At 60.2% G+C, this 16,740-nt stretch carries 16 protein-coding genes and 3 pseudogenes; 8 read left to right on the top strand and 11 right to left on the bottom strand.

Features of this window, described 5'->3' with window-relative positions; all coding sequences use genetic code 11:
* Positions 1 to 219 precede the first annotated feature (219 nt).
* The 5 genes from M727_RS0127055 to M727_RS0127035 all read left to right on the top strand — a co-directional run bounded on the left by M727_RS0127055 (position 220) and on the right by M727_RS0127035 (position 3,129).
* Positions 220 to 1,086 carry a universal stress protein gene (locus M727_RS0127055; protein ID WP_027155253.1) on the top strand — a complete coding sequence of 289 codons (867 nt, stop codon included), beginning with the start codon at positions 220 to 222 and terminating at the stop codon, positions 1,084 to 1,086.
* Between the two features lie 109 nt (positions 1,087 to 1,195).
* On the top strand, positions 1,196 to 1,336 hold the full coding sequence (locus M727_RS40580; protein ID WP_084646905.1) for a CCE_0567 family metalloprotein: 141 nt from the start codon (positions 1,196 to 1,198) through the stop codon (positions 1,334 to 1,336).
* Positions 1,333 to 1,650, top strand: a complete 318-nt coding sequence (fdxB, locus tag M727_RS0127045) for a ferredoxin III, nif-specific (RefSeq protein WP_027155252.1) — start codon at positions 1,333 to 1,335, stop codon at positions 1,648 to 1,650. The genes M727_RS40580 and fdxB overlap by 4 nt, the downstream gene beginning before the upstream one ends.
* Before the next feature lie 21 nt (positions 1,651 to 1,671).
* Entirely contained in the window at positions 1,672 to 1,992 is a 321-nt protein-coding gene (locus tag M727_RS39315; RefSeq protein WP_084646904.1) for an exopolysaccharide production repressor protein, read from the top strand.
* Between the two features lie 123 nt (positions 1,993 to 2,115).
* Positions 2,116 to 3,129, top strand: a complete 1,014-nt coding sequence (locus M727_RS0127035) for a 1-aminocyclopropane-1-carboxylate deaminase (protein WP_027155251.1) — start codon at positions 2,116 to 2,118, stop codon at positions 3,127 to 3,129.
* Positions 3,130 to 3,264: 135 nt separating this feature from the next.
* Here M727_RS0127035 and ccoS read toward each other — a convergent pair.
* The 8 genes and pseudogenes from ccoS to ccoN all read right to left on the bottom strand — a co-directional run.
* A pseudogene (gene ccoS, locus M727_RS37630) lies at positions 3,265 to 3,414 on the bottom strand (cbb3-type cytochrome oxidase assembly protein CcoS); the annotation flags it as partial.
* Positions 3,411 to 5,702, bottom strand: coding sequence for a cation-translocating P-type ATPase (locus M727_RS0127025; protein ID WP_027155250.1), 2,292 nt, complete (start codon positions 5,700 to 5,702; stop codon positions 3,411 to 3,413). The pseudogene ccoS and the gene M727_RS0127025, both read right to left, overlap by 4 nt.
* Positions 5,699 to 6,214, bottom strand: coding sequence for a FixH family protein (locus M727_RS0127020; RefSeq protein ID WP_027155249.1), 516 nt, complete (start codon positions 6,212 to 6,214; stop codon positions 5,699 to 5,701). The genes M727_RS0127025 and M727_RS0127020 overlap by 4 nt, the downstream gene beginning before the upstream one ends.
* The gene (gene ccoG / locus M727_RS0127015; RefSeq protein ID WP_027155248.1) at positions 6,211 to 7,770 is read right to left on the bottom strand and encodes a cytochrome c oxidase accessory protein CcoG; all 1,560 of its coding nucleotides are present in this window, start codon (positions 7,768 to 7,770) and stop codon (positions 6,211 to 6,213) included. The genes M727_RS0127020 and ccoG overlap by 4 nt, the downstream gene beginning before the upstream one ends.
* A 169-nt stretch (positions 7,771 to 7,939) precedes the next feature.
* The gene (ccoP, locus tag M727_RS0127010) at positions 7,940 to 8,803 is read right to left on the bottom strand and encodes a cytochrome-c oxidase, cbb3-type subunit III (RefSeq protein ID WP_027155247.1); all 864 of its coding nucleotides are present in this window, start codon (positions 8,801 to 8,803) and stop codon (positions 7,940 to 7,942) included.
* A gap of 2 nt (positions 8,804 to 8,805) precedes the next feature.
* Complete coding sequence (locus M727_RS0127005) at positions 8,806 to 8,955, bottom strand: CcoQ/FixQ family Cbb3-type cytochrome c oxidase assembly chaperone (protein ID WP_027155246.1); 150 nt, start codon at positions 8,953 to 8,955, stop codon at positions 8,806 to 8,808.
* Positions 8,956 to 8,965: 10 nt separating this feature from the next.
* Positions 8,966 to 9,697, bottom strand: a complete 732-nt coding sequence (ccoO, locus tag M727_RS0127000) for a cytochrome-c oxidase, cbb3-type subunit II (RefSeq protein ID WP_027155245.1) — start codon at positions 9,695 to 9,697, stop codon at positions 8,966 to 8,968.
* A gap of 10 nt (positions 9,698 to 9,707) precedes the next feature.
* Positions 9,708 to 11,318, bottom strand: coding sequence for a cytochrome-c oxidase, cbb3-type subunit I (gene ccoN, locus M727_RS0126995; RefSeq protein ID WP_027155244.1), 1,611 nt, complete (start codon positions 11,316 to 11,318; stop codon positions 9,708 to 9,710).
* Between the two features lie 136 nt (positions 11,319 to 11,454).
* On the opposite strand from ccoN, the pseudogene M727_RS43260 reads away from it, so the two are divergent.
* A pseudogene (locus M727_RS43260) lies at positions 11,455 to 11,757 on the top strand (hemerythrin domain-containing protein); the annotation flags it as partial.
* 213 nt (positions 11,758 to 11,970) lie between these two features.
* Here the strand turns inward: M727_RS43260 and M727_RS0126980 are convergent.
* Positions 11,971 to 12,717: a Crp/Fnr family transcriptional regulator gene (locus tag M727_RS0126980; protein WP_027155242.1), complete on the bottom strand. Its 747-nt coding sequence runs from the start codon at positions 12,715 to 12,717 to the stop codon at positions 11,971 to 11,973.
* A 135-nt stretch (positions 12,718 to 12,852) separates the two neighbouring features.
* On the opposite strand from M727_RS0126980, the gene hemN reads away from it, so the two are divergent.
* The gene (gene hemN / locus M727_RS0126975; RefSeq protein WP_027155241.1) at positions 12,853 to 14,226 is read left to right on the top strand and encodes an oxygen-independent coproporphyrinogen III oxidase; all 1,374 of its coding nucleotides are present in this window, start codon (positions 12,853 to 12,855) and stop codon (positions 14,224 to 14,226) included.
* A gap of 313 nt (positions 14,227 to 14,539) precedes the next feature.
* Here hemN and ubiM read toward each other — a convergent pair whose 3' ends face one another.
* Positions 14,540 to 15,709, bottom strand: coding sequence for a 5-demethoxyubiquinol-8 5-hydroxylase UbiM (ubiM, locus tag M727_RS0126970; protein ID WP_027155240.1), 1,170 nt, complete (start codon positions 15,707 to 15,709; stop codon positions 14,540 to 14,542).
* A gap of 195 nt (positions 15,710 to 15,904) precedes the next feature.
* Here ubiM and M727_RS0126965 point away from each other — a divergent pair, with 195 nt between their 5' ends.
* Positions 15,905 to 16,120, top strand: coding sequence for a hypothetical protein (locus M727_RS0126965; RefSeq protein WP_027155239.1), 216 nt, complete (start codon positions 15,905 to 15,907; stop codon positions 16,118 to 16,120).
* A gap of 354 nt (positions 16,121 to 16,474) precedes the next feature.
* Here M727_RS0126965 and M727_RS0126960 read toward each other — a convergent pair.
* Positions 16,475 to 16,740, bottom strand: a pseudogene (locus M727_RS0126960) (hypothetical protein); the annotation flags it as partial.

Genomic DNA, 16,740 nt, shown 5'->3' with positions numbered 1-16,740 from the left:
GCAACGCTCAGACCTTGCCGGAACTGGGAGGGATTCGAGGGTGCTGCAGGTCGATCATCTGTGCCAACCCAAGCTAGACAACGAACTGGCCGGCTACGCTCTCGATGAGCAGGGCGGCAGACAATGAAACCAATACGGTGACCACCGCCCATTGTCCCACCTGGGCAGGTGCGGCTTCGAACGCGCGCACTACAAGAATACTTGGAAAGAAGCAGTCAAATGGGTTTTAAAACCGTGCTTTGTGTGACGGAAGTTGAGCACTCCGATCAGGACGTCAGAACCGCCGCCGAGCTGTGTGCCGAGGTTGGCGCACGTCTGTCCGTACTGATCATCAAATTTGCCAGGCGTCGGCCGATCGGCGCAGGCGTCTGCCCTGAGCACACACCAGACGTGGTCAGACTGGAGAGACGAATTCGCGAAATCGATACCGTTTCACAGGATATCGCCAGACTGGAAAAACGGCCCAGCGAAATCAAGACACTGCTGGAAGCCATGAGGGCTCCCTGTGAGGTGGACACCGACTATTGCGACCAGGCCTGTGTCGGTGACGTGGTGCGGCAGCGGGCGCTCTATGCAGACCTGACAGTCATCGGACCCTCACTCCTCAACGACGACGATCTCGGACCACTTGCTATTGATGCCAGTCTGGTGGAATCGGGAAAGCCGGTGCTTGTTGTTCCGCAAGGCGCCAAGGCCTCTCTGCGGCCGCGGCGCATGCTGATCGGCTGGGATTCACGAGCGGAGACGTCGCGTGCGGTTCGGGCAGCGCTGCATCTGCTATCGGGTGCAGAGGAAGTTCGTGTCGCACTGGTCGATCAGGAGGCAACCGGGAACGGCAACGACACCGGGCAGCGAATTTACATCGAGACCTACCTCGCCCGACACAGTATTCGGGCAGCTATCGACCGGCTGCCGAGCGCCGGGCAGTCGCTGACCACAGTCCTCACGCAGCATGCGATCGACACGTCCGCCGACATGGTCGTCATGGGCGCTTATGGCCAGCGGCCGCTGCGTGCGCGGATCTTCGGCGGTGTGACCAGATGGATAGCTGAGAAGCCGCCATTGCCGCTGTTTGTGGCGCGATGAGGCTGTTGTCGCACGAAGTAATCGAGCCTCGCCGGAACGGTTCGGCTGGAGGTCAGCCGAAGAGTCACCGCCAGCGCGCGCAGTGCAACCGGTTGGGAGGAAGGAAGTCATGTCGGACTTGCACGGACTTGCCGAGGACCTCCCGGTCGGCTGGCGCAAGATAAAGACCGTCGCCGAGAAAACGTTCGACGTTTTTGCGGAGTTGGATGCTGCAAAGAGAGAACTCGCCGCGTTGGAGAAGTCACGATGACCAGCCCGTTCGTTACCCGCGACGGCTCCAGATGGATGCCCGATTATCTGACCGCTATCGACGGCGCGACCTGCATCGGGTGCGGCCGCTGCTTCAAGGTGTGCTCGCGCGAAGTCATGCACCTTTACGGCGTCGATGACGCGGGTGAAATCCTCGGCATTTGTGACGACGAGGACGACTTCGAAGGCGAACTCAACCGCATGATCATGGTCGTCGATCATGCCGGCCGCTGTATCGGCTGCGGAGCCTGCGCCCGCGTCTGTCCGAAGAACTGCCAGACCCATCTTGCGGCCGACACCCCGCAGCATGACTGACGAACAAGCCAGGAGACGTCCGTGCCTCTCAGGATGTTTTACCGCGTCATGGCGTTGGTCCTGCCCACCAATGCTCTCATTATTCACTTCGTCTCGCACTCCATACGAGCGGCAATGGTCAAGACTCTGGGTTGTGCGCTGGTTCTCCAGGCAGGCTATTTCGCAAGCGTGCTCTTTCTGATCTGGCGGTCTGGCAGTCTGGCGAGCGCTGCACAAAAGGCCAAGCATTGCGATGGCGACCGGGAAGTGCGGCGCCAGTCGCCAACCTGCCGTGAGGACGAGGAATCAACCTTCGGATGTCGCAGCACCGCGTGCGCCTCGCCTCGTTTCGCCCGCCAATGAGATGAAATGAACGACGGGTTCTCTTTGGATGTCGAGGGGCGCAACTGACCCGAAAACGAGTCCGACACTTGGAAGGACTTGTGGATAGCAGTGTTAGCTCAATCATAAACCGCCGGAGAAAACATGCTGGAGAAATTCGAACGCCACCCGCTCACCTTTGGCCCAACCCCGATCGAGAAGCTCGACCGACTCGGCCAACATCTGGGGGGAAAGGTGGACATCTACGCCAAACGCGAGGACTGCAACTCAGGTCTCGCATTCGGCGGAAACAAGCTCCGCAAGCTCGAATACATCATCCCTGACGCGATCGCGTCAAATGCCGACACGCTTGTCTCTATCGGCGGCGTCCAGTCCAACCACACACGCATGGTCGCTGCGGTCGCCGCCAAGATCGGCATGAAATGCCTCCTGGTTCAGGAGAGCTGGGTGCCGCATGAGGATGTCGTCTACGACCGGGTCGGCAACATTCTCTTGAGCCGCATCATGGGAGCAGAGGTGCGGCTGGTCGACCAGGGCTTTGACATCGGCATCCGCCGCAGTTGGGAAGAGGCACTCGATGAAGTCAAGGCAAGGGGCGGCAGACCCTACGCGATACCGGCTGGGGGCTCCGTTCACAAATATGGCGGCCTTGGCTACATCCGGTTCGCGGAGGAGGTGCGCGCGCAAGAGAAGCAGCTTGGATTTGCCTTCGACTATATCGTCGCATGCACGGTCACCGGCTCGACGCAAGCCGGCATGGTCGTCGGCTTTGCTCGAGACGGCCGACAGCGCAACGTGCTCGGCATCGATGCCTCCGCAACCCCCGAGCAGACCAGCGCACAGGTGCTAGCAATTGCCAATGATACTGCGAAGCTCGTCGACCTTGGCACGGAATTCACCGCGGATGACGTGGTGCTGCTCAAGGAGTACGCATACCCGTATTATGGCATCCCGTCGGAGGAAACAAAGCAAGCCATCCGTCTGTGTGCCCGCCTCGAGGGTATGATTATAGATCCCGTCTACGAGGGCAAATCGATGCAAGGCATGATCGATCTCGTCCAGAAAGGTTTCTTTCCAGAAGGTTCGAATGTCCTCTACGTCCATCTCGGCGGGGCGCCGGCAATCAACGGTTACGGCTATACGTTTCGCAACGGCTGAGGTCTGCAGATATTACCCGCAATCCAGCTCGTATGCTTGGCGACAGGTGAACTCCAATTCCCAGTTGGGCCGCTACGCTCGCGGCGATCCGCCGCTCGAATTCCACTTCCACATGGTCGCGCGTTCAGTCAAACCGTCCGGCTTGTCGTCCCGGTCGATCAGGATGCGCTCTGCCGCTCCGTCGAGATCCTCGTATTGGCCGCTACGCAGAGCCCATAGGAAACCGGCCAATCCAAGCGCGCCCAGAAAGAGCGCAACGGGGATCAGATAGACGAGGGTCGTCATCGGGACTGGACCAGTATATCAGGCCGTGCGCGCTTTTCGGGCAGAACATTCCCAAGCCCCGCACGCTTCGTGAAGGCGTGAAGCCGCATGGCGTTTCCGACAACGATCAGTGACGAGGTGGACATCGCGATCGCCGCGAGGAGCGGCGTCACGTACCCTGATATGGCGATCGGCACGGCAAAGATGTTGTAGACGATTGCAATGGCTACGTTCTGGCGGATCAGCCGGCCTGCCTTTCGTGAAATATCCAATGCCAAAGGCACCGCCAGAAGGCCCTCGCGCAGGAAAACGAAATCGGCGGCATTGCGACCGATATCGGCCGCGGTTGCGGGAGCCATCGAGACGTGCGCAGCCGCCAGAGCGGGCGTATCGTTGAGCCCGTCGCCTACCATCAAGACCTTGTGGCCGGCCCTGGTCAGCGCCTCGATGCGCTCCACCTTGCCGGAAGGAAGAAGCGAGGGCACGAAGTTGCTGATGCTCAAGGACTTGGCCACCTCACCGCAAGCCTTTGCGGTATCCCCGGACAGCATTTGGATGGACACGCCAGCATCCTTCAATTCCTTTACCGCGGTCCAGGCGTCGGCGCGCGCGGCGTCCTCAAAGTCAAACGAGGCGACGATCACGCCGTTCCTCGAAAGCACCGTCCCGCCGTAGCCGCCAAACTTACAGTCCCCACCGGTCCCAGCCTTCCATTCGGCCCATCCCCGTCGTCCCAGGCGCCAAGTGTTCGCCTCCGTGGTGGCCTCGATGCCGAAGCCCGGGTGCTCGCTGATCGAAGCCAGCCTCGGCTGATTGGAAGAGCTTGAAAAACCGGCGATCGCCGTCGAGAACGGATGGCGCGAATGCATGGCCATGCCGGCTGCGATCGCCAGCATGGCCGGATCGATGGAGGGCGCGTTGACAAGCCGCGGCCGTCCAAGGGTGAGCGTTCCGGTCTTGTCGAACACGGCTATGTCGATGGCCGCCAGCCGTTCCATGGCCGAACCATCCTTGACCATGACGCCGGCATCGAACAAGCGCCGCGCCGCGACCACCTGCACCATCGGCACGGCAAGGCCGAGCGCGCATGGGCATGTAATGATGAGAACAGCGATTGCGGTTGTCATAGCCAGACGCCAGTCGCCCGATGCGGCCATCCAACCAAGGAAGGTCACGAGTGCGGCCAAATGCACAACCGGGGCGTAGAGGGCAGAGACGCGGTCGGCAATCCTGCGGTACTGCGAACGACTGCCCTCGGCGGCTTCCATCAGCCGAACCATTTCCGCGAGAAACGAGTCCTTCGCGGCCGCCGTCGCCCGCATGGTGAGCGAACCAGTGAGATTGAGCGTGCCGGCCTGGATATGTGCTCCCGGGCCAACGGTACGCGGCGTGCTTTCGCCGGAAACGAGCGAGCAGTCGAGATCCGAGCTGCCATTGAGGATGTCGCCATCGACGGGCACGCGCTCTCCGGCTGCAATCACCAGATCCATACCCGGCTCGATCTCGCCGACCGGCAGGTATTCGCGGGTCCTGTCGCTGCGCAGGATGATAGCGCCGCGTGCGGCTAGCCGCGAAAGCCCACGCACGGCGGTGCGTGCCCGTTCACGCATCACATGGTCCAGCGTGCGACCGATCAACAGGAAAAAGAGCAGCGACACCGACGCATCGAAATAGGCATGCTCACCATGCGTGATCGTTTCGTAGAGGCTCATGGCATAGGCGAGTGAGATCCCGACGGCGATCGGCACGTCCATGTTCATCCGCCCATGGCGAAGCGCCTTCCCCGCCGAACGGAAATAGATGCCCCCGGCGAAGGCGAGGGCAGGGATTGCAATCAGCGCCGAAACCCAATGGAAGAGGTCGCGGGTAACTCCTTCCGCACCGGACCAAACCGAAACAGACAGCAGCATAATGTTGCCGGCGGCAAAGCCGGAAACGGCAACCGCCCGGATCAGCTCCGACAAGGTCTTGTCCTCCTCGGCGGTCTGCGGGTCGAACAGATGCGCCTGAAAGCCAAGCCGTCCCAGCGTAGCGAAAATCGGTGGCACCTGGTCGCCATGCCAGCGCACCGACACACGTTTGGTAGATAGATTTACGCGAGCGCTTTCGATGCCCTCCAGCTTTCTCAAGGCCGTCTCAATGGCGTGTATGCAGGCCGCGCAGTGAACTGTCGGCAACGACAGATCGGTCTGGTGCGTGTCGCCGCCCAAACTGCGGCTGGCCAGTTTGACCTCGTCGCTTGACGGCAGGGCGGATGCTGCGTCGACGACGACCAGTGCCGCGTCGGCGCCCGGCGCGCAGCAGCTCATCGCAGCGCCCCCTTCGAGATCATGATGCGGCGGACATCACGAAATGGCAGAGCAAGGCCCGCATCGGCGTCGATCTCGACGATCCAGACCCCATCTTTCGGTGTATGACGCGCGGCAAATTCCCCGAGGCTATCATTATGGCCACCTGACGCCGCGGCAAGTGTCACAGCTCTGTCCTGCGCGTCGTAGGCCGGGTGCCGAAACAGGACCCGCACGCCGTGCAGCGGAACCATTGTGCCCTTAGCATCGGAAACGCTGTAGCGAACCTCGCCGGAGACTATGGTCAAACTGCCTTCCCAGCCAAGTGCTGCTTGTGCCCGTCCTTCCCTGGCCTTTTCGTTGAACTGCTGGCTAGCCACATAAGTGTTCTCGACCACAAGGCCGGTCCAACTCGTGCTGGCGAGCGTTGCCATGGTCAGGTTGACGCCGATCACGATGCCAAAGAAACCGAGAACTGTCAGGAGCATATGCTTGCCAGTGAATTCGCGTCTACTTTGCGTATTGGCTTTCATCTGGCGATCTCCGGCGCATTGAAGCTGGCGGTGTACTCGGCCGATTCAGAGCTTGCCTCGTCCCCAAGCCGAAACTTGAAGCTTTGCATCGGTTTGTTGATTTGGTCCGCCGGTTGGCGGACGAAAACCTTGAGCATTGTGAGCCGGTCCGGCTCCACTGGAACGGCGAATGAGCGGCCGGCTGGAAGGTCGACGCCGACGATACTCATTTCCGCGCCGGCGAGCCCTTCCAGGGTGAGCACGACCGTCCTCGGCTGGGGGATCATGTTGAGCAATTTGACGATGTAGCCGTTGCGGATCGAGCCGTCCGAAAGCGTTACAAATTGCGGATTGCGGTCGTGAAGGACATTCAATTCCAGCCGCTCACGCGTGAGCAGCCAAGTGATGAGCACCAATCCGATCGCCAACCACGCCCCGAGATAGATGAAGGTGCGCAACCGGAAGATCTTTCGCAGATGGAAGTGCGCGACACCGTCGACGAAGGTGGTGCTCGAGTTCCTGATCAGCGCCGGGTTGATGGCACCGGTGCCGCCGGCGGTCGCCAGTGCCAAGTTGGCATTGTAGTCCGCCAGCGTTGCGTAGGAGATCAACCCGCGCGCGCGGCCGAGCTTGTCCATGACGCCATCGCAGGCATCGATGCAGAGCGCGCAGGTGATACACTCCATCTGCTGGCCATTCCGGATATCGATACCCATCGGGCAGACCGCCATGCAGGAATTGCAATCGACGCAATCGCCGACAGGCTGGCCGGAGGCCAAGGCTTTCTTGGCATGGCGCCAACGGGGTTCGCCGCGCCAGTCGTTGTATGTCACGGTCAGCGAATTTTCGTCGAGCATGGCGGCCTGGATGCGTGGCCAGGGGCACATATAGGTGCAGACCTGCTCGCGCATCAGCCCGCCAAACACGTATGTGGTTCCGGTCAGGATGGCGATGGTGACATAGGCGACGGGTGCCGCCGTGCCTGTGGCGACTTCGCCGAACAGCTTCGGCGCATCGGCAAAGTAGAAGATCCAGGCCCCGCCCGTGGCAACTGCGATCACCAGCCACACGGCATGTTTGATCGCACGCAGAAGCAATTTGCGCGCGCTCCAGGGACCGGCTTCAAGTCTTATGCGGGCATTGCGATCGCCTTCGATCGCGCGTTCAACGAAGAGGAACAGGTCGACCCAGACCGTCTGCGGACAGGTGTACCCGCACCAGGCCCGCCCGACCGTAGACGTGACCATGAAGAGGCCGATGCCGGCCAGCATCAAAAGGCCCGCGACGTAATAAAATTCCTGCGGCCAGATTTCGATGAAGAAGAGGTAGAAGCGCCGGTTCGCGAGATCGAGCAGCACGGCTTGGTCCGGCGCGAAGGGGCCTCTATCCCATCGCAGCCATGGCGTCAGATAATAGATGGCGAGTGTGATCACCATGACCAGCCATTTGAACTGGCGGAAACGGCCCGAAGCACGCTTCGGGAAAATCTTCTTGCGCGCTGCATAGAGCGGTTGCCGAACGTTGGCAGAATTTACAGCCTCGGCTGCGCGCCGTTCGATCTGCCTTTGGTCCAGCACCGCGCCTCCAGTCGAGCAGTCTGCAGCTTCCCGTCGAGCAAGCTTTGCCCCAGAGGCGGCCGCGCCACCTTGATGCAAATCAATCCCGCGAGCCATGAGGTAGGTCGAGGCCCGGCTACAGCCGGGCCTCGTCGCTTGACGGTGGTGGGAGGTGAATAGGCCGCTTCTCCTATTCCCCACCGCCAAGCGAATGCACGTAGACCGCAAGCTCCTTCACTTTTGTCTCCCCCAGACGCGCTCCCCATGCTGGCATCACACCCTGCTTGGGTGCGCGGACCTGCGCGGCGATTGCGCTTTCGCCCGAGCCATAAAGCCAGATCGCGTCAGTCAGGTCGGGAGCCCCAGCCTCCCGGTTTCCCTTTGCGTTTTCGCCGTGACAGGCAGCGCAATTGTCCGCGAACACGTTGGCGCCGGACTGGATCAGGGTTTTGTCGCGCACCGGACCTGAAAGGCTAGCCACATACGCGCTGACCTGGCTGATCTGCTCGGATTGAAGCACGTCTGCGAAGGCCGGCATTTCCGACTGGCGAGTATCCAGGTCGGGAGCAAAGCGGATGCCGTGGGTAATGGTCTGCTGGATCTCCTCGGCCTTGCCGCCCCACAGCCAGTCGTCGTCGTTGAGATTTGGAAAGCCCTTGGAGCCTTGAGCGCCCGAGCCATGGCACTGCACGCAATTGACCTTGAACGTCGCGCCGCCGGCTGCGACAGCGAATTCACGCAGCGCATCATCGGCAGCGATTTCGGATATGGTCTTCTGCTGAATGGCGGCGATATATTTGCCTTTGGCGGCTTCCGCTGCCGCGAGCTCGTTCTTGACGTCGTTGCGGCTGGAATAGCCCAGCACGCCCCTGGTCGCTGAAGACAGCATGGGCCAGGCGGGGAAGGCAACGGTGTAGGCCAGCGCCCAGGCGATGGTGACGTAGAAGGTTATCACCCACCACCGCGGCAACGGGTTGTTAAGCTCCCTGATGCCATCCCATTCGTGACCGGTCGTTGAGATGCCAGAGACTTCGTCGATATGCTCGCAGCTCATGATCAGTCATCCTTGAAAGGGATCTGGGCGGCTTGATCGGCCCGTGTTCTGCCACCGGGGCGCAGGGCAAAGACAATGCAGCCGACGAAGAACAGCGCCATGGCAAGCAGGCCCCAGCTGTCGGCGAACTCCCGCATCAAATTATAGCCCATGCGTCCCCCCTTAGCGGTAGCCAGCTGCATCGTCGTAGGTCCTGAAATCGACCAGCGTGCCGAGCATCTGCAGATACGCGACCAGCGCGTCCATCTCGGTAACCTGGGCTGGATTGCCGTCGAAATCACCGACCTTGGCTTTGGGATAGCGCTTCTCGAGGGCCGTCGTATCCGCGGCCGGGTCTGCTTGTGCTTTCAGATCGGCGTTGGCACTGGCGATCATGTCTGGCGTGTAGGGAACGCCGACGCGAGCGTTCGCCACGAGATGGGTTGAGAAGTCTTTCTCGGCGATTTGTGTGTCCTTGAGGAACCCGTAGCTCGGCATGATCGATTCAGGCACGACCGAGCGCGGGTTTGTCAGGTGCTGTGTATGCCATTCGTTGGAATATCGGTCGCCGACACGCGCCAGATCCGGACCGGTACGTTTTGAACCCCACTGAAAGGGATGGTCGTACATCGACTCGGCCGCTAGGCTATAGTGGCCATATCGTTCGACCTCGTCGCGAAACGGCCTGATCATCTGGCTGTGGCAGAGATAACAGCCCTCGCGGACATAGATGTTGCGTCCGGCGAGCTCCAGCGGCGAATAGGGCCGCATGCCTTCGACTTTCTCGATCGTGTTATCGAGATAAAAGAGGGGAGCGATTTCGACAATGCCGCCGATGGTCACCACCAGCAGCGACCCGACGAGAAGGAGCGTGGCGTTTCTCTCGATGAGGGCGTGTTTGGCTATCAAGCCCATGTCTGGCTCCTTATTCGGCAGGCTGTAAAGCGGATACGGAACCCGGCAATGGCCGTTCTTCGCGCTGCCGGCCAAGAATGGTCAAGGTGACGTTCCAGGCCATGATCAGCATGCCGGCGAGATACATGGCGCCGCCCGCGGCGCGCATGACATAGTAAGGATGCATGGCGGCCACGGTCTCGGCGAAGGAGTAGACCAGGAACCCCTTCTCGTCGTATTCGCGCCACATCAACCCCTGCATGACGCCGGAGACCCACATCGCCGCCGCATAGACGACGATGCCGAGAGTCGCCAGCCAGAAGTGCCAGGTGACGAACCGCAGCGAATAGAGACGTTCGCGGTTCCAGAGTTTCGGCACCATGTAGTAGAGCGCGCCGAACGAGATCATACCGACCCAGCCGAGCGCGCCCGAGTGAACATGGCCGATGGTCCAGTCCGTGTAGTGCGACAGCGAATTGACCGTCCTGATGGACATGACCGGACCTTCGAAGGTCGACATGCCGTAGAAAGCGATCGCGGCAACCATCATGCGAATGATCGGGTCGGTGCGGATCTTGTCCCAAGCGCCTGACAAGGTCATCAGGCCGTTGATCATGCCACCCCACGAGGGCATCCACAGCATGATCGAGAACGCCATGCCGAGCGTCTGCGCCCAATCGGGCAGGGCGGTGTAATGCAGGTGATGCGGACCGGCCCAGATGTAGAGGAAGATCAACGCCCAGAAGTGGATGATCGACAGCCGATAGGAATAGACCGGCCGGTTCGCCTGCTTGGGCACGAAGTAATACATCATGCCGAGGAAGCCGGCCGTCAGAAAGAAGCCGACCGCATTATGCCCGTACCACCATTGCGTGAGTGCGTCCTGGACACCAGAAAATGCCGAATAGCTCTTCGATCCAAGCAGCGACGCAGGCATCGTGAGGTTGTTGATCACGTGCAGCATGGCGATGGTCACGATGAAGGACAGATAGAACCAGTTGGCGACGTAGATATGCGGTTCCCTGCGCTTCAGGATGGTGCCGAGGAAAAGGATCAGGTACGCGACCCAGACAATCGTAAGCCATATGTCAACATACCATTCCGGCTCGGCATATTCGCGGCTTTCGGTGACGCCCAGCAGATAGCCGGTCGCGGCCATGACGATGAAAAGCTGATAGCCCCAGAAGACGAACCAGGCGAGATTGCCGCCGAACAGCCGGGCGCGGCAGGTTCGTTGCACCACATAGAGCGAGGTGCAAATAAGCGCGTTGCCGCCGAAGGCGAAGACGACGCCGGATGTATGAAGGGGCCGCAATCGACCGAAGTTGAACCAGGGTTGAATGTTGAGGTCCGGGTAGGCCAGCTGTAGCGCGATGACCACGCCGACCAGCATGCCCACGACGCCCCAGAACACTGTGGCGATGGCTCCATAACGGATCGGCCCATCCATATAGGCCGAAGGATCAATCGGAGCTGCCGGTTTGAGTTCGGTGTTGCGCAGCAGAATGGTCGTGAAACCGGCAAGGACAAAGAACAACACCCACATATGTTGCCGGAAAGGTCCGTCCACACCGAAGCCGGCGCCGACCAGGGCCGCGAATGCGCACAAGCTCAAAACGACGATCTCTGTGGCAAATCTCATGACATGTCCCTGACGCCGCATTTGATGGTCCGCTCCCCACTAATTCCGTAAACGGCGTGTTGGCGCTTTGATCCATGTCAAGGGCGATGATCGCCAGTCGGACAATTCTGCGTCTTGAATTCACGCGGAGACCCAGATGGCCCACTGCAAATCTTCAATCGTCGTCAAATGCAAAGCCTGGCCGTTTGTCGAAGGCTGCCTTCATGCCAGCCGGCCGTGCCAGGATGTCTGTCATTTTCACGATCGCAAGTTGCGGATCTGCGACGAGCTGGAGGCGATAGCCGACGGATTGCCCTCGGTGGATCGGTTGAAGTGCCTGCTGATGGCAAACGAGTTGGTGCCGCTGCTGCGCATGAGCCATGCCCGTGAGGAAGAGCATCTCTTTCCTGCGTTTGCGAGAGACGCAACTGATGGCGAGAGGACGGCTTCGCTACGTCGCTTGCGGGCCGAGCACATCGAGGACGAGTGCGCGGCACAGGATTTGACCGATACCCTGCTGACAATCGGGCATGGCGGTGGCGTCGCCGACCCTGAGGCCCCTCGGTTTCATGTTGAGGGCCTTTTTTTGTGCGTCACGGCGACACATCGCATTCGAGCGCGAGCACGTCCTGCCGTTTATCGCACAGCAGAATCGTACGAACCGACCGGAGACCTAAGCGTCAGAACACGCCCAAGTGCCCGAACAGCGTTGCAGCCGGCTCACGTTATCGACCACGACATGACGACTGTTCTTGATCTGGATCACGCCGTCGGCACGAAGCTTTGTCAGCTGACGGCTGATGGTCTCGACCGTCAGGCCGAGAAAGTCGGCGATATCGGCACGGGTGAGCGGCAGATCGAAAGTTACCGATCCCTTGCTGGTGTCCGTCGCCGGGTCGATATTCCTCGCGATCAGGAAGAGAAAACTCGCTACCTTCTCAGCCGCCGTCTTACGGCCCAGAGTCACCATCCACTCGCGAGCCTCATCCAATTCCATCAGTGTCTGCTTGAGCAGGCGGTGTTCTAGAGCCGGCGCCTCCCTCATCATCCGCTCGATGGCCGCTTTCGGGAACGAGCACAGCGAGACTTCGGTCGCGGTCTCCGCGTTGATCTCGCTTTCCGACTTGAACGGCCGGCCCAGAAAATCGGGCGCGAATTGAAGCCCGACGATCTGCTGGCGTCCGTCCCCAAGAACCTTGGTCAGCTTTACAACGCCCGAGAGCAGGTTCGAATAGGTTTCGATCGGTTCGGCGTCTCCGATCAGCTCGGTTCCGGGCGGAATGCAGTGTCTCGACGATGCCTTGGCCAAGTCGATCAATTGGGCCGGCTCGAGCGCCCCGCATAGCCCGCGGTCCCGTGCATCGCAGGATTGGCAAATCACAGGAATAATATCACTTTGAACGTCTTGTCGGATGGTCATCGTGCGTCCCGAAAGGATAATGATGGCAGCAAGATAGCATCGCTGCTGCGTCAGGTGTTGCGTCAGTTTGTCCTGCTCCCGCAACCGTGATCGAAATCAAGGCGGCCGCGCTTTGCACAGGGCAAGTTGCCCCCAATGCATGAAACAGCAACCAACTGCACCCGTCCCGAACTGACCGCCATGCTGCGCGAGAACGTGCCGCGTTACACAAGCTACCCGACCGCGCCACATTTTCACTCCGGTGTCGATGCCGGTCTGCTTCGAGGCTGGGTCGATGCCCTCAAAGGCGACGACCAGTTGTCGCTTTATCTGCACATTCCTTATTGTCACACGCTGTGCTGGTTTTGCGCCTGCCACACCAAGCACACGCGGCATTATGCGCCGGTGGCAACCTTCCTGCGCGCTCTGCATAGCGAGATCGAAACGGTCGGGCGTCTCATAAGGGGCAGGGGCCGCGTGCGTGCTGTCCATTTTGGCGGCGGCTCCCCGACCATCCTGAAACCCTACGACATGCTCGCGCTCGGAAAAGCCTTACGGGACCGGTTCGATCTTTGCCCCGATGCCAGTATAAGCGTAGAGATCGAACCCCGCGACATCGACGAAGCCCGTCTGGATGCGCTCGCCGCGATCGGCATGACGAGAGCAAGTCTTGGCGTACAGGATTTCCATCCCAAGGTGCAGAAGGCCATCAATCGCCAGCAGAGTTTCCGGCTGACCAAGAGTGTGGTCGAGGGCGTGCGCGCCCGCGGCGTGAAATCGGTTAATCTTGACCTGCTCTACGGACTGCCGCACCAGACGCTTGAAAGCCTCGCCGCGACGGTCGCGCACGCCTTGACGCTGGAGCCCGACAGGATTGCGCTGTTCGGCTATGCTCATGTGCCGTGGTTCAAGAAGCATCAAACGATGATTGACGAGGCCTGGCTGCCCGATTCCGCCGAACGGCTAGCGCAGTCGCAGCTTGCCGCTGGGATCATCGTGCGAGCCGGCTATGAGGCGATCGGGCTTGATCATTTTGCCAGGCCGGACGATTTGCTCGCCATCGCGGCGCGCACGGGCAGCCTGCGCCGCAATTTCCAGGGCTACACCGAGGACAACTGCGAAACCCTGATCGGTCTTGGCCCATCCTCCATCAGCCGCTTCCGGCAGGGCTACGCCCAGAATATCGTTGTGACGGGCGAGTATGAGAAGGCCGTGATTGCCGGCCAATTGGCGGCCGCACGCGGCATAGAACTCAGCGTTGATGATCTGGCAAGGGGCTGGGTCATCGAGCGCCTGATGTGCAACTTCGCCTTCTCGGCGCTCGACTTGGTGGAGCGTTTCGGTGAGGTTGGCCAAAGGCTCATCTGTCAGGCAAGCCGCGTCGCGATCGGCGGCTCAGGCAGGCTGCTACAAATTGACGGCAATAATTTTGTCGTGCCGCAGGAGAGCCGTCCTCTTGTCAGGACTGTGGCGGCGAAATTCGACAAATACCTTGAGACAGGAACAGGCAGGTATTCCGTGGCCGTCTGAGTGGGTGCACTGGGCACGTCTGGGCCAGAGGTGCTCGCCATCTCGAACACCAGCATGGGCTATGTTGCCAGAGCAAACCTTGCGCAGAACGGGGCAGTTTCGAAGTCGGGCAGAACGCAGGGATGGCTATACGGTTCGGCCCATATCCAAACTTCTGCCCTGATGTTGCGTACCGCCGCTGTCAGCCATGGATGCGAAATCGGGCGACGCGTTGCTTCTGAGTAGAAGGCGCAAGGGACTTGTCGTGGTGCAAAATCAAAGTCGAATTCGTCGCTCGAGGCGCGGCGGTCAGCCCGAGCCTCTAAGACCGAAGCTAGCGCCTCAGCACGGCAGAAATCCCACGTCGGACAAATGGCAGATTTTGACCGAGCCGAAGGCCAACATGCCTTGCGACCTGCGCCAGCGGGCGCTCGTCTGTGTAAAGCTTAACCAGCATGTTGGTGGCATAGTAAAGCGGCGCGGCGCTCAGCCTTAGCCGGGCTTCATATCGGCGCAGCAAGGTTGGATCGGCGATATCGGTTCCTTTGCGCCAAGCCGTCAGAATTTCCTTAGCAAGCCGATGCTGACCGCCAAGGCCGATGTTGAAGCCATGCGCTGTGACCGGATGCATGCCGACCGCCGCATCCCCGATGAGCGCGGCGCGCGGCGTCCAGAACCTGTCTGCCCAACTCGTGACGAGTGAGTAGGCGTGGCGGCTGCTGGCCAGCGACATCTTACCCAACCGTCCACCACAGCGCAGGGTTATCTCTGCGAGAAAAGCAGCATCGTTCATCAGGACAAGCCGGGAAACCTCGTTTGCGGGAAGTGTCACAAGCAGTGACGACACGCCTTTCGCAAGCGGCAGCATCGCGATCGTCTGCTTATCATCAAACCATTCCGTCGCGATGCGGTGGTGGTGCAGCTCATGCCGCACACGGCAGATCAGCATCGAGCAGCCGAGCCGATTGACGTGCGCGGCGATGCCCAGCAGATCGCGCAGGACAGACAGGCGTGAATCCGCCGCCACGAGGAGCTGGGCTTGGAGCTGTCGACCATCTGAGAGGGTCACCGTCGCGCCACCGCGATTGATTTGGGCGGCGACGACGTTGCAGCCAGCGAACACACATGCATGCTCCCGTGTGCGGACAACGCTGAAAAGGGCACTGCGAATCCAATGGTTGGGGACCAGAATCCCCAGTGGCTTCACGCTTCCCGCTGGCGCATCGAAGCTCAGCGCGAAAGGATTCGATCCGTTGAGCACCCGCGCACCAAGCAGGGGCGATTTCTCCGAATAGGGAATGGCATCCCATGCGCCGAGCTCTCGTAGAATTTTGACTGAAGCTTGAGTGAGTGCAATCTCGCGTCCGTCGAAGCCGGGCTGCGCCAGATCTGCCATCGACCGGCGTTCGATCAACGCGACCTTGAGGTCACTTGCGGCAAGCGACGCGGCAAACGCCAGTCCAACCGGGCCGGCCCCGACGACAATGATGTCAAAGCTGGTCATCTTGCGCTAACGCCGTCGCGGTGCAGGCCAAGGCGAAAAAATATGAAACCAGCAGAGTTGCCCGACAGTGTTTCGGATGACACGGTTCGACATTTTACCTCTCAAGTATAAGAATTTTCTGCGAAGTTGATCCAGGTCAATGCCGCCCCGCGCGTTCACACGATTCTTGTAAAAAGCGATATTAGTAGGTGATACATGACCGAAACCGTCTCGAAGCTTGTCCGGGAGTGCAATACAGCGCGGGTCAAGGGTGTGGATTTTCCAACGATCTGGCAGACAACGCTGAAACAACATCCCTATGTCGCAGGCCAGCCGCTGCAACATCGGAACGAAGCTGGCCCTGCGCTCATGATCCCGTTGATCACTGGCCGTCATCTCATATTTGACGCTTCAGGTTTTCGGCTCGGCTAAAAGGCAGCGTGATAGCGACTCGCCGCCCGGTTCCGACCAGGGATAGCCACGGGTTGCATGCTTGATGAGATTGCGAAGCAGCACAAGCCCATCATTGTCATGTAAAGTCCAACCACCAGAAATTGAGATTTCAGGTCAGGCCGAGCCGAGAACGGTGAGTTCCGAGAACCGGAGCGGAGCGTACTTTTGGTACGTGAGCCCGCGCATGATTCCGACATCGAATTTGATTTCGAAAGGTCATGCGCAAAATCAGAGTTCTACAGCGTCCTTTGCGCGCCCAAAAGGCGCGCGGCGCTGTAATAAGCGCAGGAAGTCGCCGTTCGCAGGCCGGCATCACCTGAATATCAGCACACCCTAGTTGACCTCGAAGCCCAGCTTCTGCCGCAGCCGCAGTACCCGCTGGTCGGATATCTTCAGGGGTTGCTCACCAGCCTGCGCCGCGCGGTTCACCATCTGCAGCAAATCGTTTCGCTCAGTCACATCCAGACGTTCGCGCAGGAACGGCGCCAGCTTGTCCATGACGATCGTGGCATCGTCGATCTGTGACGCCGCCCATTTGGCGTAGACCACGGCCTCATCGGTCTTCTTGTCGTCCGCAATCTCCGAAATCACCGACCGAA

This window comes from Mesorhizobium sp. WSM2561 (assembly GCF_000513915.1).
Classification (GTDB): domain Bacteria; phylum Pseudomonadota; class Alphaproteobacteria; order Rhizobiales; family Rhizobiaceae; genus Mesorhizobium; species Mesorhizobium muleiense.
Note: the sequence above shows the minus strand (reverse complement) of the source record. Positions and strands in the feature narration are given on the sequence as shown.

What these genes read in the sequence shown, in the direction of transcription:
- ccoO (WP_027155245.1), bottom strand. Translation starts at nt 9,697, where the DNA reads ATGGGCTTGATAGCCAAACACGCCCTCATCGAGAGAAACGCCACGCTC.
- M727_RS0126965 (WP_027155239.1), top strand. Translation starts at nt 15,905, where the DNA reads ATGACCGAAACCGTCTCGAAGCTTGTCCGGGAGTGCAATACAGCGCGG.
- fdxB (WP_027155252.1), top strand. Translation starts at nt 1,333, where the DNA reads ATGACCAGCCCGTTCGTTACCCGCGACGGCTCCAGATGGATGCCCGAT.
- ccoN (WP_027155244.1), bottom strand. Translation starts at nt 11,318, where the DNA reads ATGAGATTTGCCACAGAGATCGTCGTTTTGAGCTTGTGCGCATTCGCG.
- M727_RS0127020 (WP_027155249.1), bottom strand. Translation starts at nt 6,214, where the DNA reads ATGAAAGCCAATACGCAAAGTAGACGCGAATTCACTGGCAAGCATATG.
- hemN (WP_027155241.1), top strand. Translation starts at nt 12,853, where the DNA reads ATGCATGAAACAGCAACCAACTGCACCCGTCCCGAACTGACCGCCATG.
- M727_RS0127025 (WP_027155250.1), bottom strand. Translation starts at nt 5,702, where the DNA reads ATGAGCTGCTGCGCGCCGGGCGCCGACGCGGCACTGGTCGTCGTCGAC.
- ubiM (WP_027155240.1), bottom strand. Translation starts at nt 15,709, where the DNA reads ATGACCAGCTTTGACATCATTGTCGTCGGGGCCGGCCCGGTTGGACTG.
- M727_RS0127005 (WP_027155246.1), bottom strand. Translation starts at nt 8,955, where the DNA reads ATGGGCTATAATTTGATGCGGGAGTTCGCCGACAGCTGGGGCCTGCTT.
- M727_RS40580 (WP_084646905.1), top strand. Translation starts at nt 1,196, where the DNA reads ATGTCGGACTTGCACGGACTTGCCGAGGACCTCCCGGTCGGCTGGCGC.
- M727_RS0127055 (WP_027155253.1), top strand. Translation starts at nt 220, where the DNA reads ATGGGTTTTAAAACCGTGCTTTGTGTGACGGAAGTTGAGCACTCCGAT.
- M727_RS0127035 (WP_027155251.1), top strand. Translation starts at nt 2,116, where the DNA reads ATGCTGGAGAAATTCGAACGCCACCCGCTCACCTTTGGCCCAACCCCG.
- ccoP (WP_027155247.1), bottom strand. Translation starts at nt 8,803, where the DNA reads ATGAGCTGCGAGCATATCGACGAAGTCTCTGGCATCTCAACGACCGGT.
- M727_RS0126980 (WP_027155242.1), bottom strand. Translation starts at nt 12,717, where the DNA reads ATGACCATCCGACAAGACGTTCAAAGTGATATTATTCCTGTGATTTGC.